The following is a 20,880-nucleotide window of genomic DNA, read 5'->3' as shown; positions in this document are numbered from 1 at the left end:
GCTTAATCCGTTATAAGGCTTCCTGTCTCCTATTTTAACAGATTTGGAATTGTATATCCGAATAAAAACAATGCTTAAAAAATTTTAAAAACCATAAAAAGAAAATTAGTATAAATGAAAGACAATCAGACAAAAAAGTATTATTGGGGAATAGGATTAGAAAACGAAACTTACTTACAATTTGAAGATCCCTTAATAGTCTCTGGTGAATTTATACAAGAAAAAATTGGTTTTGAAAAATACAGTATTGACTACAGAAAATGTTACAAACCAGAAAGCTTAGCACCTGTTTTAAGAAAAGCTTTTGGCTTGAACGAAAACTATAAAGTGAGCCGAATGATGAACAGTCACTCGCTGGAAAAACTGGACATCAACTATCAGCATAAGACTTTATCCCCTATAAAACCATTGATCGATACAGAAAATGGTGAAGTACTCGCACAGCCTCTTGAAAATCCGGATTATCTTGGAAAATCAATCATGGAACTTTTCCTTGAGGATCAGCCGTACAACATTCAAAGTATGATTACCCAAAGAAACAAAACAATGGGTTCTGTACATTTTGATGGTGATTCTATCGAATTTGTAACCAAATATTTTGAAAACAGAACAATAGCCGATTCTTGTAAAGAACTAAAAGCAACTAAAAAATTGTTCCTTGATAAAATCAATGAATCTGCCGTTTTAAACGAAAAATTGAATTTTCCGGATTACAACAATGGTCTTAATATGTTTATGACCAATCAGGAAAACCTGGTTTTGTTTAATAACGGAACGTATCATTTTCATATTACGTTGCCATCACTAACAGAAGACAGCAGGATTGTAGATTATAACGATTTTGAAAAAACACATGCCAATGCCATCTATTTATTGCAATGGTTTGAGCCCTTTTTTATAGCAACTCTTGGCAGTCCTGATATTATGGGCGTAATTAGTGATAAATTTACTTTAGACAAAAAATTCACTTTAGGTTCTATGCGAAATGCCATGTCCCGCTACATAGGCGTTGGAACTTATAATAAAGCAATGCCAAAAGGTAAAATCCTGACCTATAATGTAGATGATTTTAGAAAACTGCTGAAGTTTGAAAAAGAAGAAAACATTTGGTGGCGCGATCAGATTGAAGCTGACATGGAATATGAAATGCTGTCTGAACTAGGCCTTGATTTTAATCAGGAAAAAATGTACCAAAGCGGTTTTGAATTCAGAAGTTTTGACGAATTTCCGGCAGAATACCTGAATGATGTTCTTTTTTCAATTATTCTGATCTGTGAGCATTCTTTGAACCTGCCTGATGTTCAGTGGGGACATGACAGTAAAGCCTGGAACAACCTTGTTTTTAAAACTTTAAAAATGGGTTATCTGGCTGAAATAGAAGAAGACGAAAAGAAAGAAGTTTTAGATTTACTGCAACTACTAAATCCATCAGATAGTAATTATAATACACTTAAATCCGAGTTTGAAGCGATTGTAAAATTAGATGCGTTTTTCTTTAAAATTCTGGCTGTTTTACACGATAAATACAAAGACAACAATGTTTGCCTTGACGCGATGTACGGGCAAAAAACAAGTACTCCTCCTCAATGGGACAACTTTAATAAATACCAAACCGAAAGGCATTTGAAACAAATAGGATCTTTCTGTGACAATTAATCCTTTCACTTAAAATCATAAAAAAACATCCCATAAAGAAAATTTCTTTTTGGGATGTTTTGCATTTAAAGAAGGGCGTTACGCTACTTCTTCTACTTTTAAGATTTCCAGTTTTAGATTTCCTTTTTTAGCAGGCCATTCTACAACATTACCTTCTTTATATCCTACCATTGCTATACCTTCATCAGAAAGAATAGAAATTTTATTTTTACTTACTTTGTTTTTCTCAGGACCTACAAACACAACCGTTTTTTCCTCATTGGTTGCACAATCTTTATAAGTTACTCTTCGGTTTACAGAAACAATATCTTCCGGTAAATCCCTTCTTAGTACCTGTGTGGCTTTTTTCAGTTCATGAAGCAATAATACTTCTTCTTCTACTGTTACTTTTTTTCTTCTTACGTGATCTTTAATTAAATCGTATATTCCTGTTGTTAAAATGATATTTTGTGATTGTGACATAACTTTCTCTTTGCTTCATATTTCATAGGTAAGATAATAACTCTTCATTGAATGACTTATAGCTCTTGTGTGTGTGTTGAATTCAATGATATCTTAATCCCAATAAAAATTGAAGATTAAATAAAAATGAGCATTCCGGATGAAAGAATCCCTGTCTAGAGTTTTGACAGGGCTTAATTAATAAACTCTTTCGAACTTTTTAAGAAAGTATCGTCATGCAAATACAATAACGTGCCCATAAGGCTCATCAAGTCATTATTTGTTAAATAAAAATTTGAAATCGTCATTATTATAAATACAATTAATTTCATGCAAGTTAGCCCTTTTTTCTGAAAGAAAAAAACTTAAAAAAGAAAGCAGATATTCCAGAGTTGGCAGGGGTTGTGAACACTTTCTATCCTCAGGTTGCAATCTGTATTTTTCAATTAATATATTTAATATCCTAAAAACTAATCTTCTAAAGAAATAAAGCTATTTTTATAACCTCACTTACATTTTTTTCAGCTAATAAAAATACAGCATATGATATTGCATTTTAGAAATTTTCCTCAACTCCGGACAGATCGTTTGCTACTCAGAAATATTGAGAGTACTGATGCTGAGTTGATTCACAAACTACGTTCTGATGAAATTGTAAATCAATTTGTTGGCAGAGATAATTCATCAACATTAGAAAAAGCAAAGGAGTTTATTCTCAAGATTCAAAATTTAGTCGAAAAAAATGAAGGCCTTTATTGGATTATACGACTGAAAGAAAACAATGATTTAATTGGATCTGTTTGTTTGTGGAATTTTGATATCGAAAAGGAAATCGTTGAAATCGGATATGAAATGCTGCCCGAATTTCAAGGAAAAGGAATTATGACTGAAGCCCTCAAAATAGTTACGGCATATACGTTTGAAGAAATCAAAGCAAAAGTAATTACAGCATTTCCGTCTTCTGATAATATCAATTCTGTCGCTATTCTAAAAAAGCTAAATTTCGAATTAGAAAACAAAAAGTATAATAATACGCATGAAAATGTAACAAATCTTGTTACTTATACTTTAAGAAATCCTAAAATGACTTAAAAACCAAATCAGGTAAAAATACCTATTCAATTACACATAAAAGATTGCTATTTTTATGTTGCTTTTGTATTGATAACTAATAACAGTAAAATGGGAACATCTTCTGAAAATGAACCTTTAAAAGGATTTAAAAAGCGTAACATTCCGATTAAACAAGGAATTGCAGTTAGAAATGCAGGAATTATTCTTTTAAATAGTTATATAATTATGCTGTTTGAAAGGCTTGAACTTATTGAGGACAACCGTTTTACCAGTATCGAAAATCAAAAGAAAGCTGTGCAATATCTACAGTATATTGTTACCGGACTAACAGAAACAGAAGAAATTTATTTACCACTAAACAAAATACTTTGCGGATTATTATTTACTGATAGTGTTCCCGGTAAAATTGAAATTTCTCCTAAAAATCGAAGCCTCATAGAAAGTTTAATAAATGCTGCTATTTCTCATTGGCCTGAAATTGGCAAATGTTCTGTTGATGGTTTTAGAGGCAATTGGCTCGTTCGGGACGGAATCCTTACAGAATTAGATGAAAGATGGGAACTTGTCATCGACAAAAGAGCTTATGACATACTTATAACCAGATCTCCTTTTGCTTTTTCAATTTTAAAATATCCGTGGATGAATAAGCCTTTGCATGTTACCTGGCCTTATTAAAAAACTATAAACCCGAAAAAACTATGTCCTGGATTATTCTTGAAAACCTATGGAAACGCGCTGTAGATCCTGCCAGTATATCTTCTGCAGACAAAGATCAAAGTTGGAATGAAGAAATTAAAGCTTTATACAAATTGGGTATTGGTATGGAAGATGCACTGCAATTTTTATACTTTGAAAAACCTGCTTTAGAGACTTTTAAAAATTGGATCAATAATAAAACGAAAAACCAAAATAATACAGAAGAAGTTTTTACAGATACCGTTCTATCAGAAGAAGATCTCGAATTTTGGAACAAAAATGGATATGTCGTTGTAAAAGATGCAGTCTCAAAAAAAGATTGCGAAGCTACCCAACAAGCGATTTGGAATTTCCTGGAAATGGATCCCAATAAAAAGGAAAGCTGGTACAACAGACATCCGGATCATAAAGGATTGATGCTTAATTTTTCGGATCACGAAACTTTAAATAAAAACAGATTTTCACCCAGAATAAAAAAAGCATACGAACAGCTTTACAATACAACCAATATCTATAAAACGATTGATAAAGTAAGCTTTAATCCTCCTGAAACTAATGATTTTACTTTTTTAGGAAGTGCGCTTCATTGGGATACCAGCTTAAAACAACCTATAAAATTTGGGCTTCAGGGACTGCTTTATCTTAGTGATTGTGGTATTAATGATGGTGCTTTTCATTGTGTAGCAGGATTTCATAACAAAATAAATCAATGGCTAGACAGTCTGGAACCAAACGAAAACCCAAGAGATAAAGCGCTAAAAACATTAGAACCAAAACCCATCACTGGCAATGCTGGCGATTTTATAATCTGGGACAACAGATTGCCTCATTGTGCGACACCAAACAAGGGAAAAAATCCCAGAATGGTGCAATACCTTACTTACTTGCCAAATGATTATAGTACTGCAGGAGAATGGATTTAAAAATAAAAAAACTCTAAAATCAAACGACTTTAGAGCTTTTATTATTTAAAGATGAGAATAATTAATTCTGATTTTACCCCTCAGATTATCATTTCTACCATCAAACCAAACAAGTAATATTTTCATTCAATACTGCTCTCATTTTTAAAATAAAATGAAGTCCTTTGCCAATAAGGATAAACAAGGCTAGCAAGACAATTACTAAAGCAACAAATAATCCTCTCATTATTTTAGAGCTGTTCATCATCTGATTAAAACAACCGAAGAGACAATCCTGCCTGAATTTGCTGGCTGTTCGCCTTCGATCCAAAATCACTCACATCAGAGAATCCCCATACATATCTTGCGTACAGCGTCAAAGGTCTCATATTGACTTCAGCCCCGGCAACAAAGGCAAAATCAGTCTTTTTGAAGAGTTTTTTGCCATTCTCCAAAACACTCTGATTACCACTGGCCAGAAAACTAAACTGTGGTCCTGCCACAACTGTAATCAGTCCCTCGCTATTCAAACGTAACAATACCGGTACGCTTACATAATTGAGCGTTTTGTTCTTTTGAAAGCATTATCAAAAATATCCCTGTAACTATCCGTTATTTTAGTATTCGTCTGATTGAATAATACTTCTCCCTGAATACCTAAGAAATCACTAAAGTTCACATATGCGAAGCCACCCAACTGATAACCCAGCTCAAAATCACTATTAAAATTTTTACCATCAAGTTTGTTCATATTAACACCTGCTTTTGCTCCAATATGCACCTGACTATAACCAAACACAGACATACATAAAGCTGCCGCAACAATCCATTTTTTCATATTCTATATATTTTTATTTAAGACCAAATAACCTTTTCATCTTTGCGGTCAGCAATTATTTTTTAGTATAATTAGCGTATTCCGTAATCGTTTCTACATTCGTCGCCTGCCCTATGAATTTAGCTTCCATAATAAGTTTTTCATGTACAGGAAGATATTGTTTCGCCTGATCATCCCATTTGTATTTCACAACAAGATCAAACTTATCAGCCGTAAGAATGGCCACTTTTACCGGCTTTTCATTCAGTGTCTGTATTTGATCCATTTTTTTAGATTTTATATTAATGGTCATATAAAATCGGCAATCTTTTATAAAACCATTTTCCTTATTAAGAGAAGCCGCCTCAACTTTGTAACTAATCACAAGCTGATCTGCCGTTTCTTTCTCGATTCTAAAACTTGCATCATCTACTTTTAAAGCCGGAGACTCTTTGCTTTGGTTCTTTCTAAAAGTGTTTACAGCAGACTTAGAAGGAGTTTTTCCGTCAATAGACACCACCGTCCAGCGTTCTGGACCTGAATTAGCCGGATCAAATTTAGCAATCGTAATACCTTCACTTGCGCTCGTGATTATAGTTTGTTTAAAATCGAACGCATAATTATCAGGTCGTTTTGTTTTTTCAGGATTAAGAACCCCAGAGTCGATTCCGTACTTAAAAAACACATCCATTACCTTTGATTTCTGTGCAGAAACAGTAGACGCAACTAACACCAGAGAGAAAAGAATCAGTGTATTTATTCTGTTTTGCAGTGCACCATTTGTTGTTGAAGTATTAAAACCTGCCAATGTCATTACTTTTGTTTTTTCCATTTTTAACTGTATTATTTGTTATTATTATGGCGCAAAATTATTGTTAGCATCTCTTTTACCGGGAATTTATTCCGTGAAGCGACGAATCTGTCGGGTGAACTGTCAATTTGGACTATTGAACTGAAACGGCATTGGCTATTTTAACCAAAACCCCTTATAAATAAAGCATTCACATCATTTTCAACAAAAATCAAAACTTATAAAACTTCCCTAATTTTAATTAAAACTGCTTCAAAATTCTTTTATTTGTACCCTCAAAAAGAAATCGAACCAGTACCTGGTATTCAATAAAAAACAAATCTTGTGAATCATCCCGAAGAAATGACCAATCAGATAAAGAAGAGTAAACTAAAAACCGTATTATTAATTACGTTTGTATTTTTAGGTTCTTATGCCAGTGTCTTTATCATATATCCCTCTTCTTACTGGAATGATTATACCAACCTGCCCTATCAAAATATCATAATAGATGTATTGGCGAATCTCTTTTTTTGTGTCACATTATTAATGTTAAGTCTTTTTATCGACAGAATTCTGGAGAAAAAAATTTCATGGATGATCCATCCTCTAAGACGTTTATTTATTCAAATCCTATTTCAAATTATTGGTGCATTATTTATTATTATTAGTTTGGCAGTAATTTATTATCTATTAGGAGAGCCTTCAGTCACGCCACATGCAAACGTGGGTCTTAGGCAACCATTATATATTATGATTTCGATCATACTGTGGTCATTAATGATAAGCGCATTAAATACCGGTGATTTTTTATTAAGAAATTGGAAAAATGCCACCATACAGGCAGCGGAATACAAGGTAGCCGCAGCCGAAAACAAGCAGTTAGTCGCCGAAATAGAGCTGCAATCCCTTAAATTACAGCTTGACCCCCATTTTGTGTTCAATAACCTGAGTGTCCTTTCGGAATTGATCCTAAAAGACCAGCAATTGGGATATGACTTTACAGAAAACTTCGCCAAAGTGTATCGTTATCTTCTGGTCAATTCAAAAAAGCCATTGGTACAGCTGCACGAAGAACTTCAATTTCTGGATGCGTACCTCTTTCTGATAAAAAACCGCATTGGTGACGGATGTGCTTTCCTGATCGATATTGATAAATCAAAGCTTAACATGTCGATCCCTCCTATTACACTTCAGCTTTTTGTCGAAAATGCCTTAAAACACAATCGCACAGAAGAAGAAAACCCGCTGACTGTTCGCATTTTTTCTAATGAAAATGATGAATTAATAGTATCCAATAACATTTTACCTCTTGTAAAAAAGGCACCTTCAACAGGAATTGGCCTTAAAAATATAGTCAGCCGTTACGCTTTATTAAGTGACAGGAAAGTCTTGGTCGAAAAAAACGATACCACTTTTACTGTAAAAGTACCCCTCATAAAATGAATACAATAAAAAAAATATTGATCCTCGAGGACGAAAAATTAAACGCAGAAAGAATAAAGCGTTTAATACTCAATATAAGACCAGACGCAGAAATTCTTGATGTTTTGCCAAGTGTAAAAAAGACGGTATCCTGGCTGTCCGAAAACAAATGCCCCGATATTATCCTGATGGATGTGCAGCTGGCGGATGGTTTATGTTTCGAAATCTTTAATCTGGCTGAAGTAACATGTCCTGTTATCTTTACAACTGCGTACGACGAATATGCTATCAAAGCCTTCAAATACAACAGTATCGACTATCTTCTCAAGCCAATTGAAAAAGAGGAACTTGAAACTGCTATGATCAAATTTGAAAATTCTTTACAACAACCCGCCGGCCAACAACCACAAATTGAAGAACTGCTTGCTTTTCTGCAGCCAAAACAATACCGAAAACGCTTTTTGATTCCGTATCGCGATGGTTACAGAAAAATCAATACCGAAGAAGTTGCCTATTTTTATTCGAATATGAATGTTAATTATGCGAAACTGTTTAACGGAGATGAAGTTGTCCTATCACAAACCTTAGAAACACTGGAACAGGAACTGGATCCTAAAAATTTCTTCAGGGCAAACCGTCAGTATATCCTACATGTAAATGCTATTGAAAATGTACACAATTTCTTTAATGGAAAATTAAAACTCAAAATAAAGCACAACAAAGAGGAAGATATTATCGTGAGCAGAACAAAAGCTTCATCTTTTAAATTGTGGTTAGATTACTGACAAATATTATATTATATTTTTTATTAATGGTTACTCCAAAATGCAATTAAAGAACCAATATCATTGGTATCAGGCGATTTAAAACTGGTAATTATTTAAAAGCCGAAATGCAAAAAGTTTTTTTTTCGTTAGCAAAAATCACTAACTTGTATAGAAATTAGTAATAAAGCATCCTGTTTTTTACTGTTTTTATACCGCTATGAAGCTACATTTTTATGAAATAAATTACAATGTAGTGTATCTAAAGTGATTTTTCCAACATATAAAAATGATCCCGTTTTAAGGGAATTAAAAAATAAAACTATGCGAGTACCAGTCATTCGAAAAAATATAAAATTTACCCCGGATTCCAGAAGAGTTGTTGCACGATATTTTGTCAACGGCGATGAGCGAACCCAACAAATGGTAAGCCGTATCATGATGCTGGATGAAAAACAGGTATTAGAAACCTTAGAACAGACACTTCGGGAATTTGCCAGACGACACCGAAATATCTCCGCCATCTTTTTTAGACATTGCGAAAAAATAAAAGATTTAATCGAAGCCATGCAAATCGATTACGAAGCCATGTCACTTGATCGAAAAATGCTCATAGGCTCTTATTGCACAATGGAATACGCCATAGAATCTGCCGCAATTTTCAATCCATCTATTGTAGAAGATTTTGACCAGTCCGGACTTGAATTAGGAGAAAAACGTGTTATTATTTCGTTTCGTGCCACTGGTGAAGGCCACATCTCCTCTATCGTTTTTAGAAGAGGAATTCTTGATAAAGACAATAACCTGCAGGTAATGAAAATTGGCCATAACATCGATAAGGCTGAGATTGAACACAAAAGCCTATTCAATAAAGAACGTTTTTTATTGAAATTATCTGAAATGCATACACAGGATAAATATATTGCACAAATCATGCAGGATCTGCCGGAGGAATTCGAGTTTGCTGTATTAAAAAGCATGGTCAATACGGCCTTAAGCGATCCATCGATTCGTCTGGAAAGAAGAACTGCTCTTGAGGAAATAATCTGGCTAGCGGATTCTTTTTACGATCTGCAATTCAAACATGATTCTGACATCACGGAACGAGTTATATTTCCAATATCCGAGTCTGAAAGCCGTGGTATCGAAGATGCCCGTTTTGTACGTTTTATTGATGATGATGATTCAACTCGTGTTATGGCAACCTATACGGCGTATAATGGTCACGCAATACTGCCTAAACTTATCTCTACTGAGGATTTTTATACCTTTAGAGTCATGCCTTTACATGGTATTGGCGCACAAAATAAAAACCTCGCTTTATTTCCCAGAAAAATTAAAGGCAAATACGCCATGCTTGCCCGAATCGACGGCGTAAACAATTATATCATGTATTCTGACAGGGTGACCCAATGGAATACGCCAATTTTGCTGCAAGAACCGCGTTATACCTGGGAATTTACACAAATAGGAAACTGCGGCTCTCCACTTTGGACCGCAGAAGGATGGCTTGTTATCACTCATGGTGTTGGGACTATGAGACGTTATTGTATTGGTGCTTCTTTATTTGATCTCGACGATCCGTCTAAAGAAATTGGAAGGCTTAAAGAACCGCTTCTTTCTCCTCTTGAAGACGAACGTGAAGGATACGTACCTAATGTGGTATATTCTTGTGGTGCAATTATTCACAACAATAGTCTGATATTACCTTATGCCGTTTCTGATTACTCCTCTACTTATGCCATAGTCGATATGGTGGAGCTTATAGATGCTTTGAAAAAAAGCAAGTAACATTACATGAAAAAATATATCATCATCGCTTTTTTATTTACAACAGCTCCCGTTGTTTTTGCTCAGGTACCAATAGACAGTATAAAAGCAATTATTAAGAGAGAAGTCACCAATAAAAGAAGTAAAAGTATTATTGTTGGAATTGTTGATGCCAATGGCAGACAAATCGTGGCGGAAGGCTACAAAAGCGATCAAAATCATACACTGCCTGATGGCAATACCATTTATGAAATAGGATCTATTACAAAAGTTTTTACTTCATTGGTATTGGCAGATATGAGTATAAAGCATCAGCTGAATCTTACTGATCCAATCTCGAAGTTTCTCCCGAAAACGGTAAAAACACCAGTTAGAAATGGAAAAGAAATTTCATTGCTAAGTTTATCAACACACAGATCCGGAATGCCTCGTTTTCCGTACAATGTTGACCCAAAAAATTTAGAACAGCCTTATGCTGATTATACTGTAGATAAATTATACGAATATGTCTCTCATTTTGAGCCTCCTTTTGATATCGACACAAAGTGGAGGTACTCAAATGTTGCTTACGGACTTTTAGGCAACATATTGACATTGAAAGCAAAAAAGGATTTCGAAACCTTAATAACCGAAGAAATCTGTAAACCGCTAAACCTGAATAACACTGTTATTTCATTAACTGCTAAGCAAAAATCAAATCTTGCCACAGGACACGCCGAAACCGGAACCGCTGTTGGCCTTACTGATTTAGGCGCGATAGGTCCGGGCGGATCCATTCGTTCTACTGCAAATGATCTTCTGACTTTTGCAGAAGCTAATTTAGGACTCATTAAAACAAATTTATCTCCGGCAATAGAACTCACTCATGTACTGCAGGCAAAAAAAGACGGAAACGATACGTATACTACAATGGGATGGACGCTTGTAAGTGATGATGGCAAAAATTTACTTTTCAAAGATGGCGGGATGCCCGGATATTGCACTTTTTTAGGAATAGACAAAAAAAATAGAATTGGTGTCGTAATATTATCCAATTCGAATAATTCTGTATCAGATATTGGAAGGCATATTCTTGATAATCAACATCATGTAGAGCCTTATAAATATCCGTGGGCATTATTAGATACGATTAGAACAACCTATACAACAAAAGGAACTGATGCCGCTATTGCTTCATACCATCAGCTCAAGGCTTCAAATAATCCCTCCTTTGCATTTAATGAAAACCAACTTAACTATTTAGGAGTTGAATTAAGAAAAGCCGGAAAAATAAAAGAGGCTTTAAAATTCTTCACGCTCAATGCACAGGAATATCCTAACACTACTCTTGTATACGAAAGTTTGGGAGAGATCTACAAACGAAACAAGAATACTAAAATGGCTGTTGAAAATTTTGAAAAGGCCAAAAAATTAGATCCTGAAAACCCACATTGGGCTTATATTCTTGAGCAAATTAAAGATGCTCCAAATGACTGAAACAGCATGTGATTTCTTTCGTAACTATCTGATAATATTATAATTTAATTTGGAAAATTTTATAATAGTATCGCTTTGTTTATGTCTACATTTGTCATGTAACTCTCTGAAAATTACATTATGACAACTTCAAATCACAAAAACAATGTTTCCAGCAGCAGAACTTCCGATAAAAAAACGGAACTAAAGTCAACATCGTCACGACATAATGAAAAGACTACCACTGAAACTAAAAAGACAGTTGTCAGAAATAATCAATAATACATTGGGGAACTGTTTATGTGTAATTACACCAACGGATTTAGATTTAGTCCTGCCAATTACGGAATAACCGATTACATCACTTTACAACTTTACGACAGTTTTTATACCAACAATGGTTTTACAGATAAAGTGTTTGAAAAAGCAGCTCTTCTATAAAAGTAATTTCTTAGATTTTACTTAATTTTAAATACAAAAAAAAACTCTCAGCGGTGTTGAGAGTTTTTTTATTTAAAGCTAAGATTTATGGTATTATTTTGTCGTTTCTTAATTGTGAAAACAACTCAAAAAAGGAATCTTTTGTACTTTTATATGCTGTAAATCCCAGATTCCTGCTTTTCGACATATCTGTCATTACTTCCAGCGGACGTCCCAGATCAAGGTCTGTATGCCAGGCAGATGCCAGCTTATCCAGATTACTTTCCGTCAATCCGTTATCTTGTACAATTGCTGTCCAAATTGATTGTTTGTTATTTAATATCATTTCAAGCGGTCTGATTGTTCCGCTATATCCTTCAAAATCAATTTCAAACCATTGTGCTATTTTGGGCCATAACCACTGCCAGCGAAAAACATCCCCATTTGTAATATTAAAAGCTTGGTTTTCGGCTTCAGGCGTTGTTGCTGCCCATATCAATTGTTCAGCCAGAATTTTAGCATCCGTAACATCCGAGATTCCGTTCCATTGTTCCGCAGATCCCGGCCAGATCAAAGGCAAACCTTCACGCTTGCAAATACTTGCATACACCGCAAGTGTCGTTCCCATATTCATAGCGTTCCCGATAGTTTTACCAATAATAGTATGTGGTCGATGTACATTCCATGTAAAACCATCTGATACAGCTGCTTCATAAACCTCGTCTTCCTGTGCATAATAAAAATTCTGCAAGTCTAATCGGGGCATTTCTTCCCTTAGTGGAGTTTCCGGCAAAGTTCCTTTAGCATAAGAATCAAAAGGTCCCAAATAATGTTTCAAACCCGTTACCAGAGCAACATGTTTAATGCATTTCTTTCCGGACAACACCTGCAACAAGTTCCTAATCATAATACTATTGACCCTGATATTTTCTTCTTCAGTATCATTTCGCATCCATGTAGTAAAAAAAACATGTGTAGGAAAAACGTCTGTTAATGCTGAAGTCAATGATTCTTTATGCAGTAAATTAGCCGCAATTGGCAATAATCCCTGCATATCACTTTTTGGATTTCGGGCTAGTCCATAAACTTTCCATCCTTTTTCTATTAATTTTAAGGCAAGATTACTTCCTGCGATTCCTGTTGATCCCACTACCAGGGCTGTATTGCCATTTGCAGAAGGTGTTGGTAATTTTTGTGAATTCATATTATAAATTTTTATCAAAATTACTTCTAAAACAAGGCTCGGAAAGATGACCTAAAACAAGAAATTCGATTGATCCAGATCAATTATTTATGTCCCGGAAAGACATTCTTTTTTAAACGACTCAGGGTTTCCGGAGAAAGTCCCAGATACGAAGCCAGTAAATTTTGTGGCACACGTTTGATCAAATCCGGATTTTTTTCTACAATATGCTTGTATTTTTCTTCGGCAGTATGGGTATAAGAACTGATCAGTCTTCTTTCTTTTGTGATTAAACTGTTCTGAAAAAGCAAGCGGAAATAGCGGTCCATTACCGGAACCTGCAGTGTCAGGTTTTCAAAATCTTCACTGGTAATAACCAATACCTCTGAATCTTCCATTGCATCGATACTGTAAAATGAAATATCTCCCCTAAAAAAACTATTCATATCTGATGTCCACCATCCTTCAGGCGTAAACTGATTGATATGTTCATTTCCTTTCTCATCTGTATTATAAGCTTTTAAAAGACCTTTTGTAACGAAACTCAAATATTTACAAACATGCCCTTCCACAACCAAAAATTGTTTCTTCTTTAGTTTTTTAGATGCAAAGAAGGTTGTTATAAGTTCTTTTTCACCTGGAGTCAGGGTAACTTTTTCTTCAAGATGTTTGAAAAGTATGTCGTGCATGGCGCAAATTGTCTTATGATTATACTAAACAAATGTAAGGTATTTATTTTTTCAGCTTTTTTATGGTTACTTCAGGTTGCTGGTCTATCATGTATAGTACCAGGACAATATTGTTGTTTTAAATTATTAACTAACAATAGTAAAAGTTTCTTCAAACGGAAATTCAGTGCAATACTTAAAATTCATTAAAAAATAATTTTCAATCATTATCTAAAAACCTGATATTCAATACTCATCAAACATCAGCTTTTTTATTTCTGACTATTCAGCCAAAGGCAACGGTTCCCTGATAATCTTAAATAAATTTTATGCGAGACAATAAATGCCTGAATAAAATGTTTGTAAGTAAGAATTAATCTGTTTAAATTTAAGGATTGATTACTATTTATATATTAAAACATTTAAGGTTTATGAAAAGGATATTACTTCTGATTATTATAATGAGCGCTGCTCTGCAAGGATATGCACAAAAAGAACTGAAAGACAAATACAAACCCATTCCGTCTAAAAATTCTGAGAATAAGGAAACACTGCCGCCAACAGAAACGCCGCCAAACCTGGAGACACCGCCTTTAAAAGATGAAACCGTATTGAAAATCAATCCGGATGACCTTTATAAAAATAACATCCTATACAAACCGGAAGCCAATGTTGAAGGTGTTTTTTACAGAAGAAATGAATATTTAGGAAGTTATGTAACCAATACAGCTACTTCTACAGTGCGTTATCGTGATGCTGCTTTTGTAGATGGCGATAAAATCAGGGTGTATCTGAATGATAAAGTGATTGAAACTGAAGTAAGTTTAGACAGCGAATTTCAGGGCTTTAAAATCAATCTGGTCAAAGGAATCAATAAAATTGATTTTGAAGCTTTAAACGAAGGTTCTGCCTCGCCAAACACAGCTGAATTTCAGGTTTTTGATGATAAAGGAGCAGTTATCAAATCCAGTCAATGGAATGTAGGAACCGGTTATAAGGCAACTATCATCTTATATAAAGAATAAAACAGATCTATATTAGTACTGTTTAAAACTTAAAAAAATCCAATGCCGTAAGTTTTCAATTTTAAATTGATCATACTTAAGCATTGGATTTTTTTTATAAATCAAAACAAATTGCAACAATTATAATTCAGTTTCCAAAATCCTATTTATAACGAAGTGTTTACAATGAATTGGATATTTTTATTGAATCGTATCAGTATGGATTTCTTTCCAGACGATTCCCAATTTCTCACTGTTATTTTTTCTTATCTGATTGGCTAAAGGTATATTTTCAGATAATTTTAGTCCGTAAGAAGGGATCATTTCTTTTATTTTGTTTTGCCATTGCGGCGTTGCCAATTGGGTTTTGTAACACTTTTCGATTACTTTGAGCATGATCGAAACAGATGTAGAAGCGCCGGGCGATGCGCCAAGCAAAGCAGCAACACTCCCGTCTGAAGCAGTAACAACCTCGGTACCAAACTGCAATATCCCGCCTTGTGTTGTTGCATCAATTTTTATTACCTGAACCCTTTGCCCTGCGATTTTAAGATCCCAGTCTTCCATTTTTGCTTTTGGAAAATACTCCCTAAGTGCTGCCAAACGCTGTTCCGGTGTTAATACCACTTGCTCTACCAAATATTTTGTTAGCGGAACATTGTCCAGTCCTGCTTCTAACATGGGTCTGATATTGTAGAAATTAAAAGATGCCGGTAAATCTCCCCAGGTACCATTTTTAAGAAACTTAGACGAAAATCCTGCGAAAGGACCAAATAAAAGTTCTTTTTTTCCATTGATAATTCGGGTATCAAGATGCGGAACAGACATTGGAGGTGATCCTACAGACGCTTTTCCGTATACTTTGGCCTGATGCTGTGCTATAATTTCGGGATTATTACAAACCAGCCACTCCCCGCTTACAGGAAATCCACCATAACCTTTGGCTTCCGGTATATGCGTTTTTTCAAGCAGCGGAAGTGTTGCTCCGCCTGCGCCTATAAATACAAACTTTGCATCTATGGTTGTAGTGGTGTTGTTTTTTAAATCTTTAACGTACACCTTCCATGTTCCGTTGCTATTTCTTTTAAAATTAGTTACCTCGTGATTGAGTTCTAATTTCATTTTGCCTGATTTTAATAGATTTGAAGCCAATTCACTGGTCAATGATCCATAATTTACATCTGTACCAATATCTATTTTAGTTGCTGCTACTTTTTGCGAAGGATCACGCCCGTTCATTACAAGCGGAATCCAATTTTTGATCTGTTTTTGATCGTCAGAGAATTCCATTCCAGTAAAAAGCGGCTCTTTCTGCAACGCCAAATATCTTTTTTTCAAATATTCGACATTGTCTTCCCCTATGACAAAACTCATATGCGGCGTTGGATTAATAAATGTTTTTGGAGGTCCAATTTTACCTGCGCTTACCAAATAAGACCAGAATTGCTTCGAAACCTCAAAAGATTCATTAATTTCAACTGCTTTATGAGTATCAATCTTACCATTACTAAGTTCAGGTGTATAGTTCAGTTCGCAAAGTGCAGAATGTCCGGTTCCTGCATTATTCCAGGCCGATGAACTTTCCTGACCAACTCCATCAAGTCTTTCATAAGTCACAATAGATAACTTCGGGTCAAGCTCATTCAGCATATTTGCCAAAGTTACGCTCATAATTCCGCCGCCAACCAAAACCACATCTACTGTTTCCTCAGGATTACTTTTCTTCTCATTGCAGGATCCTAACAACAGGATACACAACAAACAGATTATACTTCTTTTCATTTTTGACTGATTACAATTAGAATCGTTATAATTTTAGAAAGAGAAAACAGAAACAAAAAAACAATTAATCCGGTCAGAAAGCTAAAAGCGGGTAAAATCCATCCTCCAATACCTCTTGGAGTCAATAAAAGATATAAAGTACCAATTAAAGCACCTAAACCAATAAGATAGGATAAAAACAAAAATACTGATGCCAGTATTTTCAATGTTCTTTGTTGTTTCAAAATGTCAGCAGAAGTATAAGAAGTCATAATCATAAATTTATAAGTTGTTAATAATAAAGACCTTAAGTACCTATAAAGATAAAAAAAATATTTAACTATTTCTTACATAATGCATTAGACAGAAATACAATTCTGATACAGTTTATATAATAATTAGGCAATAAAAAAACCGTCCTGATCAGGAACGGTTATCAAAGTCAGTATACTACTTTACTTACTACTTATTTCTTCACTCTTTACTTTTCGAACTGATCTAAAAAACTACCGCTTCCAGAAACTCAATCACTTCACCATTCGGGCTGTACACCAGACTATTGCTGACTGTTGTCGCTTTTTGAAGATTTCTTAATTCTAAAGTTTCTTTAGCTGATAATGGTTTTGCACCGTTTTCGATGGCTTCCTCGTAGGCTTTTTTGGCATCAATAACAGTGAAGCAAATATGCAAAAGGGAATTCTCGACATACGGATCGCCTTGTTTTCGTCTGCGTCCCTGAGTAGGAAAGTTAGCATTGCTGTCGCATATTTCGATATGGCAATCAAATGCTTTGTTTTTCATCATGACACATTTTTCTAAATTGAATTCCGGTAAACTCCAGCTGTGTACCACTTCAAAATTAAGTGTTTCGTAAAATTGTACCGTTCTTTCAAAATCCTGCGCTTTGATGGCAAAATGATGAAATCCTATAATATTATTGCTCATTATACTTCTTTTTTGATGCGTCTATTTTTCTAATAACTCTTTGATTTCAATTCGCTGAAATTTTTAAATAGGAAAGCTCTATTTCTATGAACCACTTTTATTCTAACCAAAACCATTCCTTTACATCGTTCTCGATACTTTCCTCTATCAGAACACTTTCATATTCATTCGTAGCGCTATTATGGCGATACTCTTTTTGCCATTCTTTGTGGTTTTCAACTACTTCGTGCAAAGCATCACAAATAAACAAAACCTCTTCATTGGTCATGATTGGATGCAATGACAAACGTACCCATCCCGGTTTATTACTTTGATTCTTTTGTAAAAGTTCCTCTGTTATTACATTGGATTCCGCCTGATCAATATCAAACAAATAATGGGCATACGTACTTGCACACGACCAACCGCCGCGGACCTGGATTCCGAAACGATCATTTAAAAGCCTAACGATTAAATTATAATGAATATTCTCGATTATAAAAGAAACACAGCCAATTCGATCTGTCTGAACATCACCTAAAACAGACAAACCCGGAATCTTCTGAAACTCTGAATAACAGAGATCCAGCAATTCTTCGTCTCTCTTTCTTATGTTTTCAACTCCCATCTGATCTTTCAGTTTCAGGGACAAAGACGCTCTTATGACTTGCAGAAAGCCCGGAGTTCCACCATCTTCCTTTACTTCAATTGATTCGCTGTAAGAATAACTTCCCCAAGGATTTGTGTATTTTACATTTCCTCCTCCGGGATTGTCCGGAACATCACTTTTATATAACTTTTCATTAAAAACCAAAACACCTGAAGTTCCCGGTCCTCCTAAAAATTTATGCGGAGAAAAGAAAACAGCATCCAATCGTTCTTCGGGATTTTCAGGATGCATATCGATTTGCACGTAAGGTGCCGAAGCAGCAAAATCAACAAAACAAAATCCGTTGTTCTGATGCATAATCTGAGCCAGTTTATGATACGGCGTGATAATTCCGGTAACATTGGAACAGGCTGAAAACGAACCGATTTTTAAGGTTCTTTCTTTATATTTTTCAAGTAATTGAACAAGTATTTCCGGTTTTACCAGATTGTTTTCGTCAGGCGGTAAAACTACCACATCAGCATTGGTTTCATACCAGGAAACCTGATTCGAATGATGCTCCATGTGTGTAATAAAAACTACCGGTTTGTCATTTTCATTTGTAGTAACCGCGTTTCGTAACCCTGTAAAACGCTGTAACTTTGCCAAAGCGGCCGTCATTCCGGTTCCGGTTGTCACCAAAACATCAGATTCACTGGCGTTCACATGCTTTTTGATAAGTGCTCGTGCATGATTGTAAGCATAGGTCGAAGCTTTGCCTGTTTCGCTGGAAAAAGAATGTGTATTGGCAATCATCGGGGCTACTTTTTTGAGCATGATATCTTCGATTGGCTGATATAATCTTCCGCTCGCTACCCAGTCTGCATACAGTAACTTTTGCGTACCATAAGCAGACTCGAAAGTGTGGTTTACTCCAATTGTATTTTCTCTAAACTTAGAAAAATAGTTTTCTAATTGACTTGGTTTCGTTTTCTTTTCAGTTGCATTCATTTCCTTATCCGTTTAATTATTTCTTTAACTCCTCATTTTCTTTTCTTAATTTACTGTGTCTTTTTCCATAAAGAAAATAAAACACTACACCAATCGCCATCCAGATAAACAATCGTTCCCAGCTTTCAAGAGGTAAACCTGTCATCAGGAATACACATACACCAATTCCTAAAATGGGAACAAACGGTACAAAAGGCACTCTGAATCCTCTTTTTACGTCAGGACTTGTTTTTCTTAATATGATAATCCCCAATGAAACTAATGAAAAGGCAAATAAGGTACCGATACTAACCATATGTCCTAAATCTGAAATGGGTACAAACCCCGCCAGAATACTCACAAATACCATAAAGAAAAGGTTACTTTTCCAGGGCGTTTTAAACTTGCTGTGTATATCGCTGAAAAACGAAGGCAGAAGTCCGTCTTTAGACATGCTGTAAAAAACCCTTGACTGTCCCATCAGCATCACAAGAATCACAGAAGTATATCCTGCTAAAATGGCGATAATCAGCGCGCTGTTCAGAAAATGATAACCTGTTACGGCAAACGCTGTTGCGGCAGGACTGGCATCGCCAATAAACGTTTTATAAGAAACCATTCCCGTCATTACATACGAAAAAGCAACATATAAAACTGTAGCGACCAAAAGCGAACCTATAATTCCTATTGGCATATCTTTTTGAGGATTCTTAGATTCCTGGGCCGCTGTAGAAACGGCATCAAAACCTATAAAACCAAAGAAAACTACCGCTGCACCTCTCACAATTCCTGACCAGCCAAAATGACCAAATTCGCCTGTGTTTTCAGGGATAAATGGATGATAATTTTCTTCCTGAATAAATGACCAGCCTAAAACAATAAAAAGAACAATAACGCTCAGTTTTAGCAATACCAACAGATTATTCATCGTTGCCGATTCTTTAGTGCCTTTTGCAAGCACAAGCGAGAGTAAAGCCACAATAACTATCGCAGGCAGGTTTACGATACCTCCCGCTAAAGTTGAGCCGTCAGCGAGCTTTACAGGGTCAAATGGCGAACTGGTTAATTCCGGCGGCAAATTGACATGAAGCTGTGCCAGCAATTTTGTCGCATAACTTGACCAGCTTACCGCGACCGTGGCAGAAGCAAGCGCATATTCAAGCACCAGATCCCATCCTATAATCCAGGCCATAAATTCTCCCATCGTAGCGTATGTATAAGTGTAAGCTGAACCTGCAACAGGAATCATCGAGGCATATTCTGCGTAACATAAAGCACAAAAAGCGCAAGCAACAGCAGCCAGAATAAACGACAGGATAACGGCAGGACCCGCATTTTCAGCAGCTACAATTCCGGTAAGCGAAAATATCCCAGCTCCTACTATTGCGCCAATTCCTAATGCAACAAGGTTTATGGGGCCAAGTGAACGCTTTAATCCTGCTCCGTCATTTTGCTCATTTTCTGAGACAAGTCTTTCTATTGATTTTTTAAATAACATAATTTTTATTGTTGAGAGTAAACTATCCGTTTAACTTCTGAGGAGTATTTATT

The 20,880-nt window shown here is 35.3% G+C and carries 21 protein-coding genes; 10 read left to right on the top strand and 11 right to left on the bottom strand.

Annotation, left to right across the window (positions count from 1 at the left end; genetic code table 11):
* Positions 1 to 114: 114 nt before the first annotated feature.
* Positions 115 to 1,656 carry a hypothetical protein gene (locus tag B0A67_RS21715; RefSeq protein ID WP_072953845.1) on the top strand — a complete coding sequence of 514 codons (1,542 nt, stop codon included), beginning with the start codon at positions 115 to 117 and terminating at the stop codon, positions 1,654 to 1,656.
* A gap of 78 nt (positions 1,657 to 1,734) precedes the next feature.
* On the opposite strand, the gene B0A67_RS21710 is transcribed toward B0A67_RS21715, so the two are convergent.
* Complete coding sequence (locus B0A67_RS21710) at positions 1,735 to 2,118, bottom strand: GreA/GreB family elongation factor (protein WP_072953847.1); 384 nt, start codon at positions 2,116 to 2,118, stop codon at positions 1,735 to 1,737.
* Positions 2,119 to 2,640: 522 nt separating this feature from the next.
* Between B0A67_RS21710 and B0A67_RS21705 the strand changes: the two genes are divergently transcribed.
* The 3 genes from B0A67_RS21705 to B0A67_RS21695 all read left to right on the top strand — a co-directional run bounded on the left by B0A67_RS21705 (position 2,641) and on the right by B0A67_RS21695 (position 4,790).
* Entirely contained in the window at positions 2,641 to 3,189 is a 549-nt protein-coding gene (locus B0A67_RS21705; RefSeq protein WP_084074416.1) for a GNAT family N-acetyltransferase, read from the top strand.
* Between the two features lie 90 nt (positions 3,190 to 3,279).
* The gene (locus B0A67_RS21700) at positions 3,280 to 3,846 is read left to right on the top strand and encodes a contractile injection system tape measure protein (RefSeq protein WP_072953848.1); all 567 of its coding nucleotides are present in this window, start codon (positions 3,280 to 3,282) and stop codon (positions 3,844 to 3,846) included.
* Between the two features lie 23 nt (positions 3,847 to 3,869).
* Positions 3,870 to 4,790, top strand: a complete 921-nt coding sequence (locus B0A67_RS21695; RefSeq protein ID WP_072953849.1) for a phytanoyl-CoA dioxygenase family protein — start codon at positions 3,870 to 3,872, stop codon at positions 4,788 to 4,790.
* Positions 4,791 to 5,041: 251 nt separating this feature from the next.
* Here the strand turns inward: B0A67_RS21695 and B0A67_RS25305 are convergent, their stop codons facing one another.
* From B0A67_RS25305 to B0A67_RS21685, 3 genes are read right to left on the bottom strand one after another with little or no spacing between them, the layout of a single operon-like run.
* Positions 5,042 to 5,299: a PorT family protein gene (locus B0A67_RS25305; RefSeq protein ID WP_262494751.1), complete on the bottom strand. Its 258-nt coding sequence runs from the start codon at positions 5,297 to 5,299 to the stop codon at positions 5,042 to 5,044.
* A gap of 20 nt (positions 5,300 to 5,319) precedes the next feature.
* Positions 5,320 to 5,607, bottom strand: coding sequence for a PorT family protein (locus tag B0A67_RS25300; protein WP_262494750.1), 288 nt, complete (start codon positions 5,605 to 5,607; stop codon positions 5,320 to 5,322).
* A gap of 55 nt (positions 5,608 to 5,662) precedes the next feature.
* Complete coding sequence (locus B0A67_RS21685) at positions 5,663 to 6,418, bottom strand: hypothetical protein (RefSeq protein WP_072953850.1); 756 nt, start codon at positions 6,416 to 6,418, stop codon at positions 5,663 to 5,665.
* A gap of 303 nt (positions 6,419 to 6,721) precedes the next feature.
* Here B0A67_RS21685 and B0A67_RS21680 point away from each other — a divergent pair, with 303 nt between their 5' ends.
* The 5 genes from B0A67_RS21680 to B0A67_RS25070 all read left to right on the top strand — a co-directional run bounded on the left by B0A67_RS21680 (position 6,722) and on the right by B0A67_RS25070 (position 12,231).
* Entirely contained in the window at positions 6,722 to 7,822 is a 1,101-nt protein-coding gene (locus B0A67_RS21680) for a sensor histidine kinase (protein ID WP_072953851.1), read from the top strand.
* The gene (locus B0A67_RS21675; protein ID WP_072953852.1) at positions 7,819 to 8,586 is read left to right on the top strand and encodes a LytR/AlgR family response regulator transcription factor; all 768 of its coding nucleotides are present in this window, start codon (positions 7,819 to 7,821) and stop codon (positions 8,584 to 8,586) included. The genes B0A67_RS21680 and B0A67_RS21675 overlap by 4 nt, the downstream gene beginning before the upstream one ends.
* A gap of 303 nt (positions 8,587 to 8,889) precedes the next feature.
* On the top strand, positions 8,890 to 10,356 hold the full coding sequence (locus tag B0A67_RS21670) for a glycoside hydrolase family 130 protein (RefSeq protein WP_072954251.1): 1,467 nt from the start codon (positions 8,890 to 8,892) through the stop codon (positions 10,354 to 10,356).
* 6 nt (positions 10,357 to 10,362) lie between these two features.
* Positions 10,363 to 11,811 carry a serine hydrolase gene (locus B0A67_RS21665; protein WP_072953853.1) on the top strand — a complete coding sequence of 483 codons (1,449 nt, stop codon included), beginning with the start codon at positions 10,363 to 10,365 and terminating at the stop codon, positions 11,809 to 11,811.
* A 279-nt stretch (positions 11,812 to 12,090) separates the two neighbouring features.
* Complete coding sequence (locus tag B0A67_RS25070; RefSeq protein WP_207557372.1) at positions 12,091 to 12,231, top strand: hypothetical protein; 141 nt, start codon at positions 12,091 to 12,093, stop codon at positions 12,229 to 12,231.
* A gap of 85 nt (positions 12,232 to 12,316) precedes the next feature.
* Here B0A67_RS25070 and B0A67_RS21660 read toward each other — a convergent pair whose 3' ends face one another.
* Together B0A67_RS21660 and B0A67_RS21655 are read right to left on the bottom strand one after the other, a co-directional pair.
* The gene (locus tag B0A67_RS21660; RefSeq protein WP_072953854.1) at positions 12,317 to 13,414 is read right to left on the bottom strand and encodes an SDR family oxidoreductase; all 1,098 of its coding nucleotides are present in this window, start codon (positions 13,412 to 13,414) and stop codon (positions 12,317 to 12,319) included.
* Between the two features lie 83 nt (positions 13,415 to 13,497).
* Entirely contained in the window at positions 13,498 to 14,082 is a 585-nt protein-coding gene (locus tag B0A67_RS21655) for a Crp/Fnr family transcriptional regulator (protein ID WP_072953855.1), read from the bottom strand.
* Between the two features lie 410 nt (positions 14,083 to 14,492).
* Between B0A67_RS21655 and B0A67_RS21645 the strand changes: the two genes are divergently transcribed.
* On the top strand, positions 14,493 to 15,086 hold the full coding sequence (locus B0A67_RS21645; RefSeq protein ID WP_072953857.1) for a hypothetical protein: 594 nt from the start codon (positions 14,493 to 14,495) through the stop codon (positions 15,084 to 15,086).
* 180 nt (positions 15,087 to 15,266) lie between these two features.
* Here B0A67_RS21645 and mqo read toward each other — a convergent pair whose 3' ends face one another.
* The 5 genes from mqo to B0A67_RS21620 all read right to left on the bottom strand — a co-directional run bounded on the left by mqo (position 15,267) and on the right by B0A67_RS21620 (position 20,827).
* Positions 15,267 to 16,847: a malate dehydrogenase (quinone) gene (gene mqo, locus B0A67_RS21640; RefSeq protein ID WP_072953858.1), complete on the bottom strand. Its 1,581-nt coding sequence runs from the start codon at positions 16,845 to 16,847 to the stop codon at positions 15,267 to 15,269.
* Positions 16,844 to 17,098, bottom strand: a complete 255-nt coding sequence (locus B0A67_RS21635) for a hypothetical protein (RefSeq protein WP_072953859.1) — start codon at positions 17,096 to 17,098, stop codon at positions 16,844 to 16,846. Before B0A67_RS21635 ends, mqo begins: the two co-directional genes overlap by 4 nt.
* 226 nt (positions 17,099 to 17,324) lie before the next feature.
* On the bottom strand, positions 17,325 to 17,771 hold the full coding sequence (locus B0A67_RS21630) for a VOC family protein (protein ID WP_072953860.1): 447 nt from the start codon (positions 17,769 to 17,771) through the stop codon (positions 17,325 to 17,327).
* Between the two features lie 97 nt (positions 17,772 to 17,868).
* Positions 17,869 to 19,350, bottom strand: coding sequence for an aminotransferase class V-fold PLP-dependent enzyme (locus B0A67_RS21625; RefSeq protein WP_072953861.1), 1,482 nt, complete (start codon positions 19,348 to 19,350; stop codon positions 17,869 to 17,871).
* A gap of 16 nt (positions 19,351 to 19,366) precedes the next feature.
* A complete protein-coding gene (locus tag B0A67_RS21620; protein WP_072953862.1) occupies positions 19,367 to 20,827 on the bottom strand; it encodes an amino acid permease in 1,461 nt (486 codons plus the stop codon).
* Positions 20,828 to 20,880: the final 53 nt, after the last annotated feature.

The sequence above is a fragment of the Flavobacterium aquidurense genome (assembly GCF_002217195.1).
GTDB classification, from domain to species: Bacteria; Bacteroidota; Bacteroidia; order Flavobacteriales; family Flavobacteriaceae; genus Flavobacterium; species Flavobacterium frigidimaris.
The sequence above is the reverse complement of the archived record's forward strand: the minus strand, read 5'-3'. Positions and strand labels throughout refer to the sequence as shown.